This is a genomic window from Herbidospora mongoliensis (assembly GCF_001570545.1).
GTDB lineage: Bacteria > Actinomycetota > Actinomycetes > Streptosporangiales > Streptosporangiaceae > Herbidospora > Herbidospora mongoliensis.
The window spans coordinates 1-16,079 of sequence record NZ_BBXD01000023.1 but is presented as its reverse complement, the minus strand read 5'-3'; the positions used below and the strand labels follow the sequence as shown (position 1 = coordinate 16,079).

The window sequence follows — 16,079 nt, the reverse complement described above, 5'->3', positions numbered from 1 at the left end:
GCAGCCCCATTGCAACCAATCGGGCTGCCCCAAGAGTGATGGTCCATCCCGGGCGGCTCAAGGGGTTAGGCCGCCCGGGTTGGATGCCGTCTTAGGCCTTCTCGACGTTGGCGATCTCGATCCGCTCGAACGGGTCGATCTTCACGCTCTTGACGTTGGCCGAGTACGCCGCGTTGGTCTGGTAGAAGTAGACCGGGATGTACGGCAGTTCCTTCAGGAGGATGTCGTCGGCCGCCTGGTAGGAGGCGATGCCCTCCTCGACGGTGGGAGCCGAGTCGGCCTTCTTCAGCAGCTCCTCGAACTCCTTGTTGTTGAAGCCCGAGTAGTTGGAGCTGGCGCTCGCCGCGAAGATCGGCTTGAGGTAGTTCTCCGGGGACGGGTAGTCCATGATCCAGGCCATGCGGAACAGGCCCTTCCACTTGTCCGCGCCCAGGTCGTCGAGGATGGTGGCGAACTTCTCGACCGGCTTCGGCTCAACGGTGGCGCCGAGGTTGGTGCGCAGGTTGTTCGCGACGGCCTCGATCCACTCCTTGTGGCCACCGTCGGCGTTGTAGCCGAGCTCGATCGCGCCGGAGGCGGGACCGCCGTTGGAGTCCCACAGTTCCTTGGCCTTCACCGGGTCGTACGTGCAGGCCTCGCCGCAGGCGCCCTGACGGTAACCGGCGACCACCGGGGAGATGAAGTCGTCGGCCGGGACACGGGTGCCGGAGAAGACCTGCTCGGTGATGGTCTTGCGGTCGATGGCCATCGAGATGGCCTTGCGCAGCTCGGCGCTCTTCGCGTAGTCGGCGCCGACCTTGGTCGGGAAGCCGAGGTAGCCGATGCCCGAGGAGGGCTGCTCGATGTAGCGGTCGCCCAGTTCGGCCTTCGCGGAGGCGATGACCTCGGCCGGGAGCTGGTCCATGATGTCGAGGTTGCCGGCCTGCAGGTCGCGGTACGCGGTGTTCAGGTCGGTGTAGATCTTGAAGTCGATGGCCTCGACCTTGGCCTTGGCCTCGGTGTATTCGTCGTTGCGGACCATCGAGATCGTGGTCTCGACACCGCGCTTCCACGGCTTGGCCATCTTGAAGGGGCCGTTGCCGATGGGCGACTCGCCGTAGGCGGCGGTGACCTTGCCGTCGGGGCCGAAGGCGGCCTTGGGCATCGGGTAGAAGGCGGTGTAACCCAGCATCGTCGGGAAGCCCGAGAAGGGGTTGGTCAGCTGGACCGTGAAGGTCAGCGGGTCGACGACCTTCAGACCCGAGAGGCTGGTCGCGGTGGCCGCGGGAGCCGCCTGCGGACCGTCGCCGTCGGGGTCGGCCGGGTTCATCTCGGCGTAGCCGGTGATGGAACCCATGAAGTAGTTGGCCTCGTACGCGTTGGCGCCGTTGGCGGTGTAGTTCCACGAGTCGACGAAGCTCTGGGCGTCCACGGCGGTGCCGTCGTGGAACTTGTAGCCGTCCTTGAGCTTGATCGTCCAGGTGGTCTGGTCTTCAGACGTGATGGACTCGGCGATCTGGTTGATCGGCTTCTTGTCCGCGTCGTAGTTCACCAGCCCGATGAACAGGGCGTTGAGCACTTCGGCGCCGCTGGTCTCCGCCGTGTTGCCGGGGACGAGCTCGTGCTGCGGCTCCGCGATCTCAACCGTGACCGGGGCCGCGGCGGCACCCGCGCCACCCGTGGCAGGGTCAGTTGCCTCGTCGCCGCCGCCACAAGCGGCCACGGCGAGCGCCAGCACGGCAGTGCCGGCAATGATCTGTGCGCCCTTGAGTACGCGCATAGTGAGTAGGTCCTCCCTCAAAGGATGGGCGTTGGCGCTGAGCTGCGATATGACCAGGTCGGCACCCCCGGGCCCCTTGTGAGGACCACGGATTTGCAGACACGGTCAAACGAGCTGACGCCCTGCCAGTCGTCCGCGAGCATCCCTCACCACACACCGCAGTGTTGTCTCTGCTGCGTTGCAGTTCGGTCACACGTGCGTCAGTCGGGCGTCACACGCATACCAAGAAGGTCGCCGCAAACCTCGCATCCGGCTTTAAAGACCCCATAAAGGTACACATGTCTCAACGGTGGCGAAGCCAAGGTATGGCCTTTGCGGCACCGATCGCGGCGTTGTCCCCATATCAGGACCTGGTGGGCTACCTTTGACCATGCCGTGGCACCCTGCCGCCGGTGGCATCACCCAACCCCCACGAGGAGCCTACGGATGACCATCGCAGGCGTCTCGTTCATCAGCATCCAATAGAGTCCTTGCCATGAGCCAGCCGGATTCCGCCGTCGCGGACGCGCAGGGCGGCGCAGCGACGGAATCGCTGGCCGCGCTCGCCAAACGCCACGGTCTCCGTCGCGCGATCGCCCGCCCGAGCCTGCCTTACTACGTAGGCCAGCTCTGGGCCCGCCGGCATTTCGTGCTCAAGTACGCGACGTCACGCAACGTCTCGAAGTACAGCCAGTCGATGCTCGGCCAGCTCTGGCAGCTCCTGACCCCGCTTCTGAACGCGGGCGTCTACTACCTGATGTTCGGCGTGATCCTCGATCAGAAGAAGGACATCGGCAACTACACGGCCTTCCTGATCACCGGCGTCTTCATCTTCACCTTCACCCAGCGCACGGTGAGCGGCGGCGCCAAGTCGATCTCGAACAACCTGTCGCTGATCCGGGCGCTCCACTTCCCCAGGGCCGCGCTTCCGCTCGCCTACGCGGTGCAGGAACTGCAGCAGCTCATGTGGTCGATGCTCGTGCTGATCGGGATCGTGCTGCTGACGGGAGAGCCGGTCACCATGACCTGGCTGTTCATCCCCGTCGCGCTGCTGCTCCAGCTCACCTTCAACGTCGGCGCCAGCCTGTTCATGGCCCGCGTCGGCGCCTTCGCCCGCGACATGAACCAGCTGCTCCCCTTCATCATGCGCACCTGGCTCTACGCCTCCGGCGTCTTCTTCAGCATCCCCGACCGGGTCGCCGACCTGCCCGAGTCACTGGCGTTCGTGCAATACATCATGGAACTCAACCCGGCCGCCGCCTACATCGAGCTGATGCGCGACCTGCTGATCTATGACCACCCCGCACCCCAGTGGGCTTGGACGACTGCCATATTCTGGGCCGTGTTCGCCCTTGTCATCGGATTCTGGTACTTCTGGCGCGCCGAGGAGAGGTACGGACGTGGCTGAGGCGAAGCCGATGGCGATGGAAAGGGTGTGGCCGTTGACCGCCGAAGAGCAGGAGGCGACCACCACGTCGTCCGCCACCGGCACCCCGACCGTCATCGTCGACGACCTCAACATCGTCTACAAGGTCTGGGGCGCCGCTTCGGCCGAGGAGAAGGGCAACGCCGCCACCGCCCTGCTGCGGCTGGTCAGGCGTCAGGGCCGCCCGGAGATGCGCGAGGTCCACGCGGTCAGGGGCGTCTCGTTCGTGGCCCGTCACGGCGACGCGATCGGCATCATCGGCCGCAACGGGTCGGGCAAGTCGACCCTGCTGCGCGCCATCGCCGGCCTGCTGCCGCCGGCCTCCGGCTCCGTCTACACCGACGGCCAGCCCTCGCTCCTGGGCGTGAACGCCGCCCTGATGAAGGAGCTCACCGGCGAGCGCAACATCACCCTCGGGTGCTACGCGATGGGCATGACCCCGTCCGAGGTCAAGGCCAAATACGACGAGATCGTCGACTTCTCCGGCATCGGGGAGTTCGTCCAGTTCCCGATGTCGACCTACTCCTCCGGCATGGGCGCCCGTCTCCGGTTCGCCATCGCGTCGGCGAAGGTCCACGACGTGCTGCTGATCGACGAGGCGCTGGCCACCGGCGACCGCGAGTTCCGCAAGCGCTCCCAGAAGCGCATCATGCAGATGCGCGAGTCGGCCGGCACCGTCTTCCTGGTCGCCCACAACCTCGACGTCATCGAGGAGACCTGCAACCGGGTCATCTGGCTCCACAAGGGCAAGATCAAGATGGACGGCGACCCGGCCGAAGTGATCAGCGCCTACAACAAGGCTTAAGTGGTGAAGGATGGGCACGTAGGAAGATCACGACCCATCCCGAGCGGAGAGCAGTCATGCCGACGCCACCACCGATTCCCTACGACCACCTGCCGGAGGTCGCCGCGCTGACCGTCGAGGCCTCCGGGCTCGCCGACGGGCACCCGATGTCGACCCGCCACGTCTTCAACGACTGGGGCTTCTCCGGCGAGAACGTCTCCCCCCACCTGACCTGGTCGGGCGCCCCTGAGGGCACCCAGAGCTACGCGGTCACCTGCTTCGACCCCGACGCCCCCACCGGCAGCGGCTTCTGGCACTGGCTCGTCTACGACATCCCCGCGTCGGTCACCGAGCTCCCCGAGGGCGCCGGCAACGGCCCCGCGTTCGCGGGCCTGCCCGAGGGCGCCACGCACGCCAGGAACGACTACGGCACCAACGAGTACGGCGGCGCCGCCCCGCCTCCCGGCTGGCCGCACCGCTACCTGTTCGCCGTGCACGCCCTCGACGTCGACAAGCTCGGCGTCGACCCCGGCGCCAACCCGGCCGTGATCGGCTTCAACATCACCGCCCACACCCTCGCGCGCGGATTCATCGCACCCGTGTACGAAAGCTGATGCCGCTGCGGCCGGTGTTCCACTATGATTCGAACGGGGATTCGATCTAAGGAACACCGATGCACTGGGAGGTCGGGATGAGTGAGCTGGTGACGGCCATAGATCATCTGGCCGACGAAGACCCGTCTGAGCTTTCACCCGCCCTGCTCACCGAGCAGCTCATCGAACTGCACTGGCAGATGGCCAGACTGCAGGCACAGATCGCCCGGCGCACCTCGGTGCGGCCCTGGGCCTCGAACAACTAGAAAACGGCCGGCGCCTCGTGAGGGCACCGGCCGTTTTCGCATGTCAGAGGTACGGAAACGTTGACGTGGCCACGCCAACGTGTCCGTGGGGAACTACCTGCGGGTGCCGGCGACGATGTTGGTGACCGCACCAGACAGGCCCTGGGCGGCCAGGCCGACCTGGGTGGCCGAGCCGGTCAGGTTCTTGGCGGCGCCGCTCAGCTGGTCGGCCGTGCCGGTGAGCTCACCGGTCGCGCCGGTGACGGCCGACAGCGCCGGCTTGAGCTCGCCCGAGACGTCGTTGGGCGTGGCGGTCATGGGGGTGACCTGCACCCGCTCGGCCCAGCCCGCGGGCGCCGCGGCGGTCACGAGGGGCGCTGCGGGCGCGGCCGGGACGACGCCGTTGAGGCCGCCCGCGAGACCGGAGAGCTGCCCCACCGGCAGCGTGCCGAGCAGGTCGGAAATCGGGTCGTTCGCGGCCTGGGCGGGCGCGGCGAACATGGCCGTGACGCCGAAGGTCGCGACGACGAGGGCTGCCTTGATCATGCGCTTCATCTAAATGCCTCCTGAGCCCTGCTCCGAGTCAGAGAGCAGGAACCGAATTCCCCGCGTAGCCGGTGCGTTCGCGCCGGCCGATTGGCTAGGCCGAATTTCTATCACCGTGGGAAACGGCCCGGTGACCGGGAGTCACAACACCGTCGGGCAGGAGGGCGCCCGACTTGGCGGCACATGCTGGGAATTCACATCCGGCCCGGGAGAAAGGCACGGTAAACACGGCGCCCGGGCCGGGAGGAATTGTTTTCCGTCCCTTGGCAAGCGGTCAGGCCGCGACGGGCGCCTGCGGCTCGAAGGGCGACTCGAAAGGGAATCGGTCGGCGAACGCGGGGCGCAGGTCGGTCAGCCAGACGGCCTTGGGGTCGTACCGAGCGAAGAAGGGACGCCCGACCAGGCCGGGATCACGGGCCTGGATGAAGTGCAGGACGAACACCCGCTGGCCGTGGATCTCGGTCACGCCGTCGACGCAGACCTTGCCGGGGGTGGCCGACATCGAGGGCCCTCTGACCGTCCGGCAGAGACCGGAGACCTGGGCATAGGCGTCCCTGAAGGTCTCGTACGCCTCGGCGAGCGGCACCGCGAAGTAGTCCTGCGGCCCGGTGTCCCGCTCGACGAACATGTAATAGGGCACCATGCCCATCGAGTTCTGCCGGCGCCACATGTGAGACCACGTCGCGGCGCTGTCGTTGATGGTGCGGATCAGGGGGGCCTGGGTCCGGATCGTGGCGCCGGTGTCCAGGATGCGCCGTACCGCCGAACCCACCGCCTGGGGTTCGAGCTCCCGGGGGTGCGAGAAGTGCGCCATGAAGGCGAGGTTCTTGCCCGACCTGACGACCTGCTCGAACAGCTTGAGGGTGTCGTCGGCGTCGGGGTCGGTGACGAACCGGCCGGGCCAGTAGGCCAGCGACTTGGTGCCGATGCGGATCGAGTCGATCTGCGGGATGTCGAGCAGCGGCTCGACGTACCGGCGCAGCACCGCCTCGCCCATGATCATGGGGTCGCCGCCGGTGAACAGCACCGAGGTCACCTCGGGGTGGCGGCGGATGTAGCCGACGAGCGCGTCGACGTCGCCGGAGGCGAACTTCAGGTCGGGCTCGCCGATGAACTGCGCCCAGCGGAAGCAGTAGGTGCAGTAGGCGTGGCAGGTCTGCCCCTGCTTGGGGAAGAACAGCACCGTCTCGGGGTACTTGTGCTGCATGCCGGGCACCGGCTCGTCGCCGATCTTGGGCACGTTCAGGTCGAGCTGCCCGGCCGGATGGGGGTTGAGGCCCATCCGCACCTCGTTGGCCGCCGCGCTGAGCTGCTTGACCGGGGCGTCCGCTCTGAGGAGGTTCGCCAGACGGGACACGTCCGCTTCGGGCAGCATGTCCTCTTGAGGAAAGACGAGCCGATAGATCGGATCGTCGGGGACCGCGGACCAGTCGATCAGCTCGTCGACGACGTACGCGTTGGTACGGAACGGCAGCACAGTCGCCACCGCGCGCGCCCGCAGCCGCGCCTCCTCGCCGAACCCGGCCTTCTCACGAAGCAGGTCGTCGAGATGTTTCGTGGTGTAAGCCCGAAAGCCGCGGGTGCCCTCATTAAAGATCACTCGGCCTTCCCTTCCCGGTAGTTTTCCCGATCTCGTGTAAACCAAGGAGGCCTGTCAGGCGTCTGGGGAACCTCTATACCGGTATCGGGCCATCCCGACAGCCGAATCCACGATTCGGTAAAGGCCGAAGTCACATTTCTTGACCTCTCGCGACATATCTCGAATCGGGGTAATCTGGACGTCGTGACAATAGAAGACCCAGGTCAGCGCGCGTCCGACGCCGACCGAGACCAGGTCGCGGCGGTCATCGCCGAAGGCCTGGCCACCGGCCGCCTCACCACGGCCGAACACGCCGACCGCCTGGAAGCCGCCTACAGCGCGGTCACCATGGGCGAACTGGTCCCGATCACCAAGGACCTCCCCTCGACGGTCACCGCGAGCGCCCCCGCCGACGTCGGCCGCAAGAAGATCAGCGCCGCCTTCAGCAAGGTCATCAAGAGTGGCCGCTGGGTGCCCGGCCGGAGCCTCCACCTCCAGGCCGCCTTCGGCGCCCTGATCATCGACCTGCACGACGCGGTGCTGCCCGGCCGCGAGATCACCATCGACATCAGCGCCGCCTTCAGCAAGGTGATCATCCGGGTGCCGGCCAACGCCAACGTCATCGACGACGGCAGCGCGGTCTTCGCGAAACGGATCGTCTCGGGCGGCGAGACCGACGACGGACCGGTGATCCGGATCACCGGAAACGCGGCGTTCTCCAAGGTCATCGTGTCCGGAAAAGTCTGGGACCCGAATCTGCGCCGATAACGCGAGCCGACGGACGGCGCATCAACAGGTCACCCCTACCATTCACTAGGATTCCCGGATCGATTGGATGGCGCTGTGGCCGTATTGTCGCCGGTCGCGCTCGATGCCATGGGCGGCGACCACGCGCCTGAACAGATCGTCGCGGGGGCCGTCCTGGCCGTCAGGGAGCTCGGTGTCCCCATCGTGCTGGTCGGCCAGCCCCGCCTGCTCCACGACATCCTCTCCAGCTACGGCGCCGCGTCCGAGATCCCCATCGTCCGCGCCGAAGAGGCTCTCTCCATGGACGAAGGCGCGCTCGCCAGCCTCCGCCGCCCCCGCTCCAGCATCGCCGTCGCCTGCCACCTGGTGCGCAAGGGCGACGCGAGCGCGGTCGTGTCAGCCGGCTCGACCGGCGGCGTCGTCGCCACCGCCAAGCTGCGCCTGAAGACCCAGCCGGGCGTGCTCCGCCCCGCCATCGCGGTCGCCCTGCCCACCGTCCCCGACCCCACGATCCTGCTCGACGCGGGCGCCAACGCCGACGCCAAGCCCGAGATGCTGGTCCAGTTCGCCCACCTCGGCGTCGCCTACGTCGCCACCGCCCTCGGCCACGACAACCCCCGCGTCGGCCTGCTGACCATCGGCGCCGAGGCCGAGAAGGGCAACAAGGTCGTCAAACGCGCCCACGAACTGCTGGAGGCCGCCCCCGGCATCCACTTCGCCGGCAACGTCGAGGGCCACGACCTCCTGACGGGCCGCGTCGAGGTCATCGTCGCCGACGGCTTCACCGGCAACGTGGCGCTGAAAACCATGGAGGGCAGTGTCCGCTACGCCTTCAGCCAGCTGCGGCAGGCCGTCGACGGCAGCACCGTGGCCCGGATCGGCGGCCTGCTCCAGCGTCCCCACCTGCGCGGACTCTACGAACGCCTCGACCCCGAAGCCCACGGTGGAGCGGTCCTGCTCGGCCTCAACGGCTGCGTGGTGATCGCCCACGGCTCCTCCCACGCCAAGGGCGTCGCGGCCGCCTGCGAACTGGCCGCCAAGCTGGCCGCCGAGGGCGTCGTCGGCAAGGTCGGCGAACGCATCGCGGCCATCCCCCGCTCCCACCGGTTGTGGTTCTCCGACCGGCGATAAACCGTGGCGACGGCGGCGGTTTCGCGTCGCTAGGCTTTGTTGTATGACTGACCCGCAACTCGTGCTCGCCGAGCGTGTCCAGCAGGCGCTGGCCACCGCGTTCGGCGCGGAATACGCCGCTGAGGATCCGCTGATCAGGCCCTCCCAGTTCGCCGACTACCAGGCGAACGTCGCGATGAGCCTGGCCAAGCGACTCCGGCGTGGGCCGCGAGACGTGGCTCAGGAGATCGCCGCCAACCTCGACCTGCCCGGCACCGTCGAGGTGAGCGGCCCCGGCTTCCTCAACCTGCGCTTCGACGACGCCTGGATCGCCGCCGAGGCCGGCGTCATGCTCGCCGACGAGCGGCTGGCCGTGCCGAGGGAGCTCCCGGCCAAGACGGTCGTGGTCGACTACTCGGCGCCCAACGCCGCCAAGGAGATGCACGTCGGGCACCTGCGCACCACCGTGGTGGGCGACGCGCTGGTCCGCGTACAGGAACATCTCGGAAACCGGGTCGTCAGGCAGAACCACCTGGGCGACTGGGGCACCCCGTTCGGCATGCTCGTCGAGCACCTCCTCGACATCGGCGAGGAGGCCGCGGTCGCGCAGCTGGAGGCCGGCAACGGCAACGACTACTACCAGGCCGCCCGCGCCAAGTTCGACACCGACGCCGAGTTCAACCGCAGGGCCCGCGCCCGCGTGGTGACCCTGCAGGCCGAAGACCCCGAGACGATGCGCCTGTGGCGCCTCTTCATGGACGCCACGGTCCGCTACTTCAACAAGGTCTACACCCAGCTCGGCGTCACCCTGACCGACGACGACATCGCCGGCGAGAGCATGTACAACCACGCGCTCGCCCAGGTCTGCGACGAGCTGCAGGAACGCGGCATCGCCGAGATCAGCGACGGCGCGCTGTGCGTCTTCCCGCCCGGCTTCACCGGGCGTGAGAGCCAGCCGCTCCCGTTCATGATCAGAAAATCCGACGGCGGGTACGGCTATGCGACGACCGACATGGCCACCATCCGCTACCGGGTGCAGGATCTGAAGGCAGACCGCCTCCTCTACGTCATCGGCGCCACCCAGGCCCTGCACATGCAGATGCTGTTCGCCTCGGCCAAGCTGGCCGGCTGGCTGCCCGACCACGTGTCGGCCGAACACGTGCAGATCGGCAGCGTGCTCGGCAGCGACGGCAAGATGTTCAAGACGAGGGCCGGCAAGTCCATCAAGCTGCTCGAACTCCTTGACGAGGCCGAGACCAGGGCCGCCGCCGTCCTCGCCGACCGCCCGAACCTCGACGAGACCGCCCGCGGCGAGATCGCCCACATGGTCGGCATGGGCGCGGTCAAATACGCCGACCTGTCGGTCAGCCACGACAGCGAATACGTCTTCGACTTCGACCGCATGCTGGCCCTGACCGGCAACACGGGCCCCTATCTCCAATACGCCACCACGCGCATCCGCTCCATCTTCCGCGGCGGCGCACACGATCCGGCCGGTTCCTACGGTCCGATCGTCATCACCCACCCGGCCGAGCGCGCCCTCGCCCTCCAGTTGCTGGGCTTCGGCGGGGTCGTCACCGAAGTGGGCGAGCGCAACGAGCCGCACCGCCTGTGCGGCTACCTGTTCGACCTGGCCAGCGCGTTCACCACCTTCTACGAGAACTGCCCGGTCCTGAAGGCCGACTCGGAGGAGAATCGCCAGTCGCGGCTGGCGCTGTCCCAGCTGACCCTGCGGGTGCTCCTGCAGGGCCTCGACCTCCTGGGGATAACCGCGCCCGAGCGGATGTGATATCCACAGATCGGCGCGCCTGAAGACACGAACAGGTCACGGCGGTCTAGTGTGGGCGCGGTCAAGGGAGCGTCTGCGGAACGCAAAGCGGACGTCCACCTGCCTTGGGGGAGTCAGCGCGTGAGCATGGATGTATCAGCCCGGCCGGAGAGCTCCGGCCACGCCGACACCACTGAGCTGCACCGCTACGCCGAGGCGCTGCTGGTCCACCTGGCCGCCGACGGCACCGCACCGCCGCTGCCGCCCGGGTCCATCGAGGTCCCGGGCTACTGGCTCTCCCCGGCGGTGCGGGCGCTGGTGCGGATACTGGCCGGCGACGACGCGATGGAGCCGCTGTCCGAGGCGGCCCAGCTCGACGGGGCGAAGACGGCGCTGTTCCTGTGCCTGGCTTTAGCCGTCTGCGGCCACGGTGACCGCATCCACGCGTCGTGGCTCGGCACCGCCTTCGGCGACCTCTCCTCCGAACGGCCCGTGGGCGAGGGCCAGCGGGCACTGTGGCTCGCCGCCGCCCGGGGGGCCTACGGCCCGGCCGGGAAGATCTTCGTCCTGCGCAAGCTCGACGTGGTCGACGTGCCCCGCGACGACGACGTGTGGCTGAAGGCTCTGGTCCCCGGCGAGCCTGGCCTGGTCGTGCCGCCGTCGCTCAACGACTTCCCCGAGCTGGCCCAGATCCCGTCGCTGGGCGGCCCGGTACAGGCCGCCGCCCGGCTGGCCAGGTTGCGCCACCGATGCGAGGAGATCACCTCCGTACCGCCGCCCTCGGGCGCGCTACCGCAGGGCCGCGCGGTGTGGCCCGACACCGAGCCGATGGCCGTGCTGTCGTCGCTGACCGGCTCCCCCGAAGCCGAGGGTCCGCTGAGTTCCCTCAACGGTCACCTCCTCGACGACCTGAAGCCCGGCGCCGACCCCTACCTGGCCGCACTCGCACTCCACGTGGCCGCTCCCGCCATCAGCACCGCCGCCGCCCACCTGGCCAACCGCACCGAAGGCGACCAGCCCGAGACCTTGATCCTGCCGATCCTCGGCCACTCGATCACGCTGCGCCCCGACGGCCCCGACCCCGAGGCGATGGCCGACGCCGAACGCCGCATCATGGCCGGCTACATCCCGAGGCGTCCGTCGCCGATGCCCGGCTACCTGGCCGCTGTCGGCGGCTTGATCGTCTTCACGCTGGGGTTCGTGTTCTCGCTGATCCTGGCCGTGGCCGGGCTGGGTCTGGGAGCCTTCGGAGCCTGGCTGCTGTGGCGTTTCCGCGTGCGCGAGAAGGCCGACCTGGCCCTGGTCAACGCACAACTGGGTGAGCTCCACGAGCTGGCCACATCAGCGGTGTGGGCGCTGCACGAATACGCCCGCGAGGCCAAGACCAGACGCGACCAGGCCCTCACCGACGTGGCCGAGATCGGCCGCCTGCTGAAGCGCGGCCCCCGCGCCGGGTGACGGGTCCGGGTGTCACGGTGACAGCCATTTGCTCACCCCCAGGGCTATAGCCAGGCAGGGGGCCGACGGCCGTCGCGGTGAAGCCGCGCGCCTTATGTCGGCGGATGCCCGGGTCGTGCGCGGGTGGGAAAGTGGCTAGAAATTCGGGCGAGCTGTGCCGGGTTGTGTTGGTTCGGCGGGAAAGTGGCACTGGATCGGCTTTGGAAATGGAGGACCCGGCCTGCGGAATCCCATCGCGGGCCGGGTCAGCTGGTCGTCGGGGCTTGGTCGGAACATCCCCCAGGTGTCAGACAGGTCGTACATGCGCGGCCGGCGGAGGGGCCGCCGCGGGGTCGGGTGGTGAGAGGCCTCGGCGTCGCCTCTCCACCCGCTCGCCGGAGTGACCGCTAGGCGGTGGTCACCTCGACGTTCGACGGCGTGAGCAGGAACACCTTGTCGGCGATCCGCTCAATGCGACCCTCACAGCCATACGCGAGGCCGGCCGCGAAGTCGACCATTCTGGTCGCCTCCAGGGTCGACATCGTCGCGACGTCCATCACGATCGTGTGGCCCTCGCGGAAGTGACGGCCCACAGTGAGCGCGTCGTCATACTTCCGCGGACGTACCATCACAATTCGCGACGGCTCACCTGTCGGCTGCCAGCGTTTTGCGGCCCTTTCCGAAGCCGGCATCCAATCATCGTCGTATTCCTCTTCGCCATAGGGCTCATCCGAATATTGCTCGGCTCCGCCCAGGCCAAGGTAGGTCGCTACCTTGCGCACTGCCCCCATCGGCTTCGTCCTTTCCGGGTTTGTCCCGACACAAGGGACGCTAACCGACCATTCTCTTACGGCGACTCGACACGCCTATACATGGGATTCTCTTTGTCGGGGTTCGTCAGTAGCCCCGTGACATGCGCGCCTACACCGTAGATTCGTTTACCGACCAGCCATTCAAGGGTAACCCGGAGAGCATCCGCCTGCTGGAAGGTCAGATAACCGGGTCGACGATGAGCACCATTGTGGCGGAAATGCGGCATTCGCTAAACCGATTATTCCGACGCCGAATCAATTCACTGGACAACGGGCTTTAGCCACAGAGGGTGACCAAATCGCATCACTCGGACTAAGAGCACAGATCATGAGAACTGCCCGTGCCCACCGGAACACCACATATGCGGGAATGCCCGGCGGACATCCAAGGCGAAGAGTGCGGGGGTACCTGACTCACCCCGCCACTTTCAAGCTATAGCCGACTCCCGGGCTTGTGGCAAGACCCCGGTGACCCCCCAAAATCAGTGCTCCGAACCACTTCAGGGGGAAGATCACCTATGCGCGTGCTGCTGTCCACCATCGGGTCGCGCGGCGACGTCCAGCCGCTGGTGGCACTCGCCACGGAACTGCGGGCCCTCGGCCAGGAAGTCCACCTGTGCGTCCCCCCGGACTTCCGCGGCTGGATCGAGAGCCTCGGCATGCCGGTCACCCCGATCGGCCCCGAACTCCGCACCCTCACCGCCGCCGCCCCGCCCACGACCCCGCCGTCCCCCGAGACGCTCCGCCGCCTGGCGGAGGCCTCGGTGACCACCCAGTTCGAGACCGTCATGACCGCGGCGAAGGACTGCGACCTCATCGTGGCCGCCACAGCCATCCAGGTGGCCGCCCGATCGGTCGCCGAGGTCCTGAAGATCCCCTACGTCTTCACGGCCTTCTGCCCGGTCGTCCTGCCCTCCCAGCACCACTCCCCGGTCCCCGCCCCCGGCCGCCCTCCCACCGCGGGAGACAACCGCGAACTCTGGGCCCAGGACGCCGCCCGCTTCACCACCAACTTCGGCCCCGCCCTGAACAGCCACCGCACGACACTGGGCCTGACGCCGGTCACCGATGTACGAAGCCACATCTTCACCGACCACCCCCTCCTGGCCGCCGACCCGACCATGGCCCCCTGGCCCGAACCGGGAACCGGTGTCGTCGAGACGGGCGCCTGGCTCCTCCCGGACGATCGCCCCCTGCCCGACGACGTCCTGGCCTTCCTCGACGCCGGTGAGCCGCCGGTGTACTTCGGCTTCGGCAGCATCCGCGCCCCAAGGGGCCTCGCCGAGGCGATGCTGGCAGCGGCCCGCGCAACCGGAAGACGGGCGATCCTCTCCCGAGGCTGGGCCGACCTGCTCCCCGGCGACCCCGCCCCCGATGTCCTGTCGATCTCCGAGATCAACCAGCAGGCGCTCTTTCCCCGGGTGGCCGCGGTCGTCCACCACGGCGGCGCCGGGACGACGACGGCAGCCGCCCGCGCCGGCTCACCCCAGGTGGTCGTCCCACAGGTCTACGACCAGTTCTACTGGGCCCAGCAGGTCCAGAACCTGGGCGTGGGCATCGCCCACCCACCCGGCACACCCACCGCCGAATCCCTGACCGTGGCACTGAGCGAAACCCTGTGGCCCGACATCGCCGTCAACGCCACCGACCTGGCCGGCAAGATCCGAACCGACGGCGCGACAACTGCGGCGAACCATCTCCTGCGCCTGGCCCAGAGCTGAGCGGCACGATTCAGGGTCAGGACTACGGCAGCCCTCTTTGAGCGTCCACAACGACTCGGGCAACGGTCCGAAAGATGAAGACGGCAGACAGTGCGGCTCGGCCGCCAACCGGATCGGCCCCATCGAGGAAATCAGAAAGACGAGCTCCTCCCCGACATCGCCCGAGTTCGGCAACGAGCGATCGGTCCAGCGAACTACCCCTGAGCCGGAAGCGCAGGACCCCGCAGAAGGAATGGACTCCTACTGTGTCTGCACCGAACAAGGCACCACCGTCTATGGCTGCCTGCACACCGCCATCTCTCCGGCCCGAGGCTCACCCAGGCATTCGCCCCCGAGGACGCACACAGTCCGAACGTCTCTCCGACCGTCGAAATCTGAGCGAACTGGCCCTCGAGATCTCGCCGTTGCCCGGGATGCTGCGCCCGGTCATGGACTGGGGCTCCGAGGAGAAACAACGTCGCCTGAACGGCATATGAGTAGCCAAAAACTGACTGCGGAAGTACCCGAAACACACAAGGCCCGACTGCCATAGTCGGGCCTGCCTTACCGTCCCAAAACAACAGAAGCCTGGCCATAGCCGGGCTCCAAAAAGCGTGACAGGCCACGCAACCTGACACCTGCGTCTGCTATGAACCGCCAACAAGCCCTGCCGCAATTGCCAGCTGAGCTCCACCGCCGAGGGGACGCCCTACCCGTCAGCCGAAACGAACAACAGGCCGTTGCCTCGCTGAACTCACAGCCTCAGAACAGTCCGGCCCGCGTCCAGAGGTGCCGGGATTGCTGGTCCAGTGGGTGACCTCACGCCGGGTGACGGTCCAGCCGTCGGCGAAGGCCCAGGTCAGACGGTTGACGCGGAATTCCTCGTCAGGTGCAGGAACGTGGGGCGGCGAACCGCCATCTCGTCGGCGGCGATGCTCGCCCCTTGAAGATCCTGGAAGCCCAGCAGCTCTGCTGCACAAACAGAGAATGCCGGCCCCATCGCGGGGCTTCGAGTGACCGCGGAAAGACAACGGAAGCCCGAGAGTGATTGCGACTGGCCCAGATGCTTTCGAAGCTCGCCAGGTTAGACCGCAGCGAGTGTTACTCCACAGGTGGATGACTGACGCATCCTGCCGTGAAGCCGGGTTCCAGAGCACCCCTCCACAGCGCGACAGGCCCGACTGGCACACCGCGTCTACCGAGATACCCCCCGAAAGGTCGAAGGCCCGGCCGCAATAGCCGGGCTATTTCACCGGCCATCTCCTCGACAACCTCAACGTCCCGACAGAACGCCTCTTCGAGGTGTGACTGAGACCACCTCAAGGGCAGAGGCGGAGCCGGACCTGCGGTTTAACCCTAAGCGCCACAAGCCGGGCCGCGAATGACCCCCAAACGCCGAAAGCCCGGCCGCAGTGGCCGGGCTACCCGTTCACCCCCGTGAAACACCGAAAGCCCCGACCACAAATGGTCGGGGCTTTCGTATAAAAATTGTCCGGCGGTGTCCTACTCTCCCACACCGTCCCCGGTGCAGTACCATCGGCGCTGGAGGGCTTAACTTCCGGGTTCGGAATGTAACCGGGTGTTTCCCCTCCGC

At 67.5% G+C, this 16,079-nt stretch carries 14 protein-coding genes and 1 rRNA gene; 10 read left to right on the top strand and 5 right to left on the bottom strand.

The window, feature by feature from the left end; translation table 11 throughout:
* Positions 1–91: 91 nt before the first annotated feature.
* Positions 92–1,759 carry a peptide ABC transporter substrate-binding protein gene (locus AW272_RS33440; RefSeq protein WP_066373668.1) on the bottom strand — a complete coding sequence of 556 codons (1,668 nt, stop codon included), beginning with the start codon at positions 1,757–1,759 and terminating at the stop codon, positions 92–94.
* Between the two features lie 475 nt (positions 1,760–2,234).
* Between AW272_RS33440 and AW272_RS33435 the strand changes: the two genes are divergently transcribed.
* Genes AW272_RS33435 through AW272_RS33420 form a run of 4 tightly spaced genes read left to right on the top strand, consistent with a single transcriptional unit; the run spans position 2,235 to position 4,807 of the window.
* Positions 2,235–3,146: an ABC transporter permease gene (locus AW272_RS33435; protein WP_066373666.1), complete on the top strand. Its 912-nt coding sequence runs from the start codon at positions 2,235–2,237 to the stop codon at positions 3,144–3,146.
* A gap of 16 nt (positions 3,147–3,162) precedes the next feature.
* Entirely contained in the window at positions 3,163–3,969 is an 807-nt protein-coding gene (locus tag AW272_RS33430; RefSeq protein ID WP_083959004.1) for an ABC transporter ATP-binding protein, read from the top strand.
* Positions 3,970–4,025: 56 nt separating this feature from the next.
* Positions 4,026–4,562 carry a YbhB/YbcL family Raf kinase inhibitor-like protein gene (locus tag AW272_RS33425; protein WP_066373665.1) on the top strand — a complete coding sequence of 179 codons (537 nt, stop codon included), beginning with the start codon at positions 4,026–4,028 and terminating at the stop codon, positions 4,560–4,562.
* Between the two features lie 59 nt (positions 4,563–4,621).
* Positions 4,622–4,807 carry a hypothetical protein gene (locus AW272_RS33420; protein WP_066373664.1) on the top strand — a complete coding sequence of 62 codons (186 nt, stop codon included), beginning with the start codon at positions 4,622–4,624 and terminating at the stop codon, positions 4,805–4,807.
* A gap of 93 nt (positions 4,808–4,900) precedes the next feature.
* On the opposite strand, the gene AW272_RS33415 is transcribed toward AW272_RS33420, so the two are convergent.
* Entirely contained in the window at positions 4,901–5,341 is a 441-nt protein-coding gene (locus AW272_RS33415) for a hypothetical protein (protein WP_157518989.1), read from the bottom strand.
* A 265-nt stretch (positions 5,342–5,606) separates the two neighbouring features.
* Complete coding sequence (locus AW272_RS33410) at positions 5,607–6,932, bottom strand: KamA family radical SAM protein (RefSeq protein ID WP_066373662.1); 1,326 nt, start codon at positions 6,930–6,932, stop codon at positions 5,607–5,609.
* Between the two features lie 183 nt (positions 6,933–7,115).
* On the opposite strand from AW272_RS33410, the gene AW272_RS33405 reads away from it, so the two are divergent.
* The 4 genes from AW272_RS33405 (at position 7,116) to AW272_RS33390 (ending at position 11,994) form a co-directional block, all read left to right on the top strand.
* The gene (locus AW272_RS33405) at positions 7,116–7,679 is read left to right on the top strand and encodes a DUF1707 domain-containing protein (protein WP_066373661.1); all 564 of its coding nucleotides are present in this window, start codon (positions 7,116–7,118) and stop codon (positions 7,677–7,679) included.
* Positions 7,680–7,754: 75 nt separating this feature from the next.
* The gene (gene plsX / locus AW272_RS33400; protein WP_083958985.1) at positions 7,755–8,789 is read left to right on the top strand and encodes a phosphate acyltransferase PlsX; all 1,035 of its coding nucleotides are present in this window, start codon (positions 7,755–7,757) and stop codon (positions 8,787–8,789) included.
* 43 nt (positions 8,790–8,832) lie between these two features.
* Positions 8,833–10,557 carry an arginine--tRNA ligase gene (gene argS, locus AW272_RS33395; RefSeq protein WP_066373660.1) on the top strand — a complete coding sequence of 575 codons (1,725 nt, stop codon included), beginning with the start codon at positions 8,833–8,835 and terminating at the stop codon, positions 10,555–10,557.
* Between the two features lie 126 nt (positions 10,558–10,683).
* A complete protein-coding gene (locus AW272_RS33390; RefSeq protein WP_245657874.1) occupies positions 10,684–11,994 on the top strand; it encodes a hypothetical protein in 1,311 nt (436 codons plus the stop codon).
* A 386-nt stretch (positions 11,995–12,380) separates the two neighbouring features.
* Here the strand turns inward: AW272_RS33390 and AW272_RS33385 are convergent, their stop codons facing one another.
* Positions 12,381–12,764 (bottom strand): cell division protein SepF, encoded by a 384-nt coding sequence (locus AW272_RS33385; protein ID WP_066373658.1) that lies wholly within the window; start codon positions 12,762–12,764, stop codon positions 12,381–12,383.
* Between the two features lie 539 nt (positions 12,765–13,303).
* On the opposite strand from AW272_RS33385, the gene AW272_RS33380 reads away from it, so the two are divergent.
* Both AW272_RS33380 and AW272_RS46370 read left to right on the top strand, forming a co-directional pair.
* Positions 13,304–14,506, top strand: coding sequence for a glycosyltransferase (locus tag AW272_RS33380; protein WP_066373654.1), 1,203 nt, complete (start codon positions 13,304–13,306; stop codon positions 14,504–14,506).
* Positions 14,507–14,543: 37 nt separating this feature from the next.
* Complete coding sequence (locus tag AW272_RS46370) at positions 14,544–15,038, top strand: Imm10 family immunity protein (protein WP_500779757.1); 495 nt, start codon at positions 14,544–14,546, stop codon at positions 15,036–15,038.
* Positions 15,039–15,975: 937 nt separating this feature from the next.
* On the opposite strand, the gene rrf is transcribed toward AW272_RS46370, so the two are convergent.
* Positions 15,976–16,079: ribosomal RNA gene (rrf, locus tag AW272_RS33375) — 5S ribosomal RNA — on the bottom strand; the annotation flags it as partial.

Bases quoted from the DNA above. Each gene is read 5' to 3' on its own strand.
- AW272_RS33440 (WP_066373668.1), bottom strand. From the start codon at position 1,759: ATGCGCGTACTCAAGGGCGCACAGATCATTGCCGGCACTGCCGTGCTG.
- AW272_RS33420 (WP_066373664.1), top strand. From the start codon at position 4,622: ATGCACTGGGAGGTCGGGATGAGTGAGCTGGTGACGGCCATAGATCAT.
- AW272_RS33385 (WP_066373658.1), bottom strand. From the start codon at position 12,764: ATGGGGGCAGTGCGCAAGGTAGCGACCTACCTTGGCCTGGGCGGAGCC.
- AW272_RS33435 (WP_066373666.1), top strand. From the start codon at position 2,235: ATGAGCCAGCCGGATTCCGCCGTCGCGGACGCGCAGGGCGGCGCAGCG.
- AW272_RS33430 (WP_083959004.1), top strand. From the start codon at position 3,163: ATGGAAAGGGTGTGGCCGTTGACCGCCGAAGAGCAGGAGGCGACCACC.
- AW272_RS33415 (WP_157518989.1), bottom strand. From the start codon at position 5,341: ATGAAGCGCATGATCAAGGCAGCCCTCGTCGTCGCGACCTTCGGCGTC.
- AW272_RS33425 (WP_066373665.1), top strand. From the start codon at position 4,026: ATGCCGACGCCACCACCGATTCCCTACGACCACCTGCCGGAGGTCGCC.
- argS (WP_066373660.1), top strand. From the start codon at position 8,833: ATGACTGACCCGCAACTCGTGCTCGCCGAGCGTGTCCAGCAGGCGCTG.
- AW272_RS33380 (WP_066373654.1), top strand. From the start codon at position 13,304: ATGCGCGTGCTGCTGTCCACCATCGGGTCGCGCGGCGACGTCCAGCCG.
- AW272_RS33390 (WP_245657874.1), top strand. From the start codon at position 10,684: ATGGATGTATCAGCCCGGCCGGAGAGCTCCGGCCACGCCGACACCACT.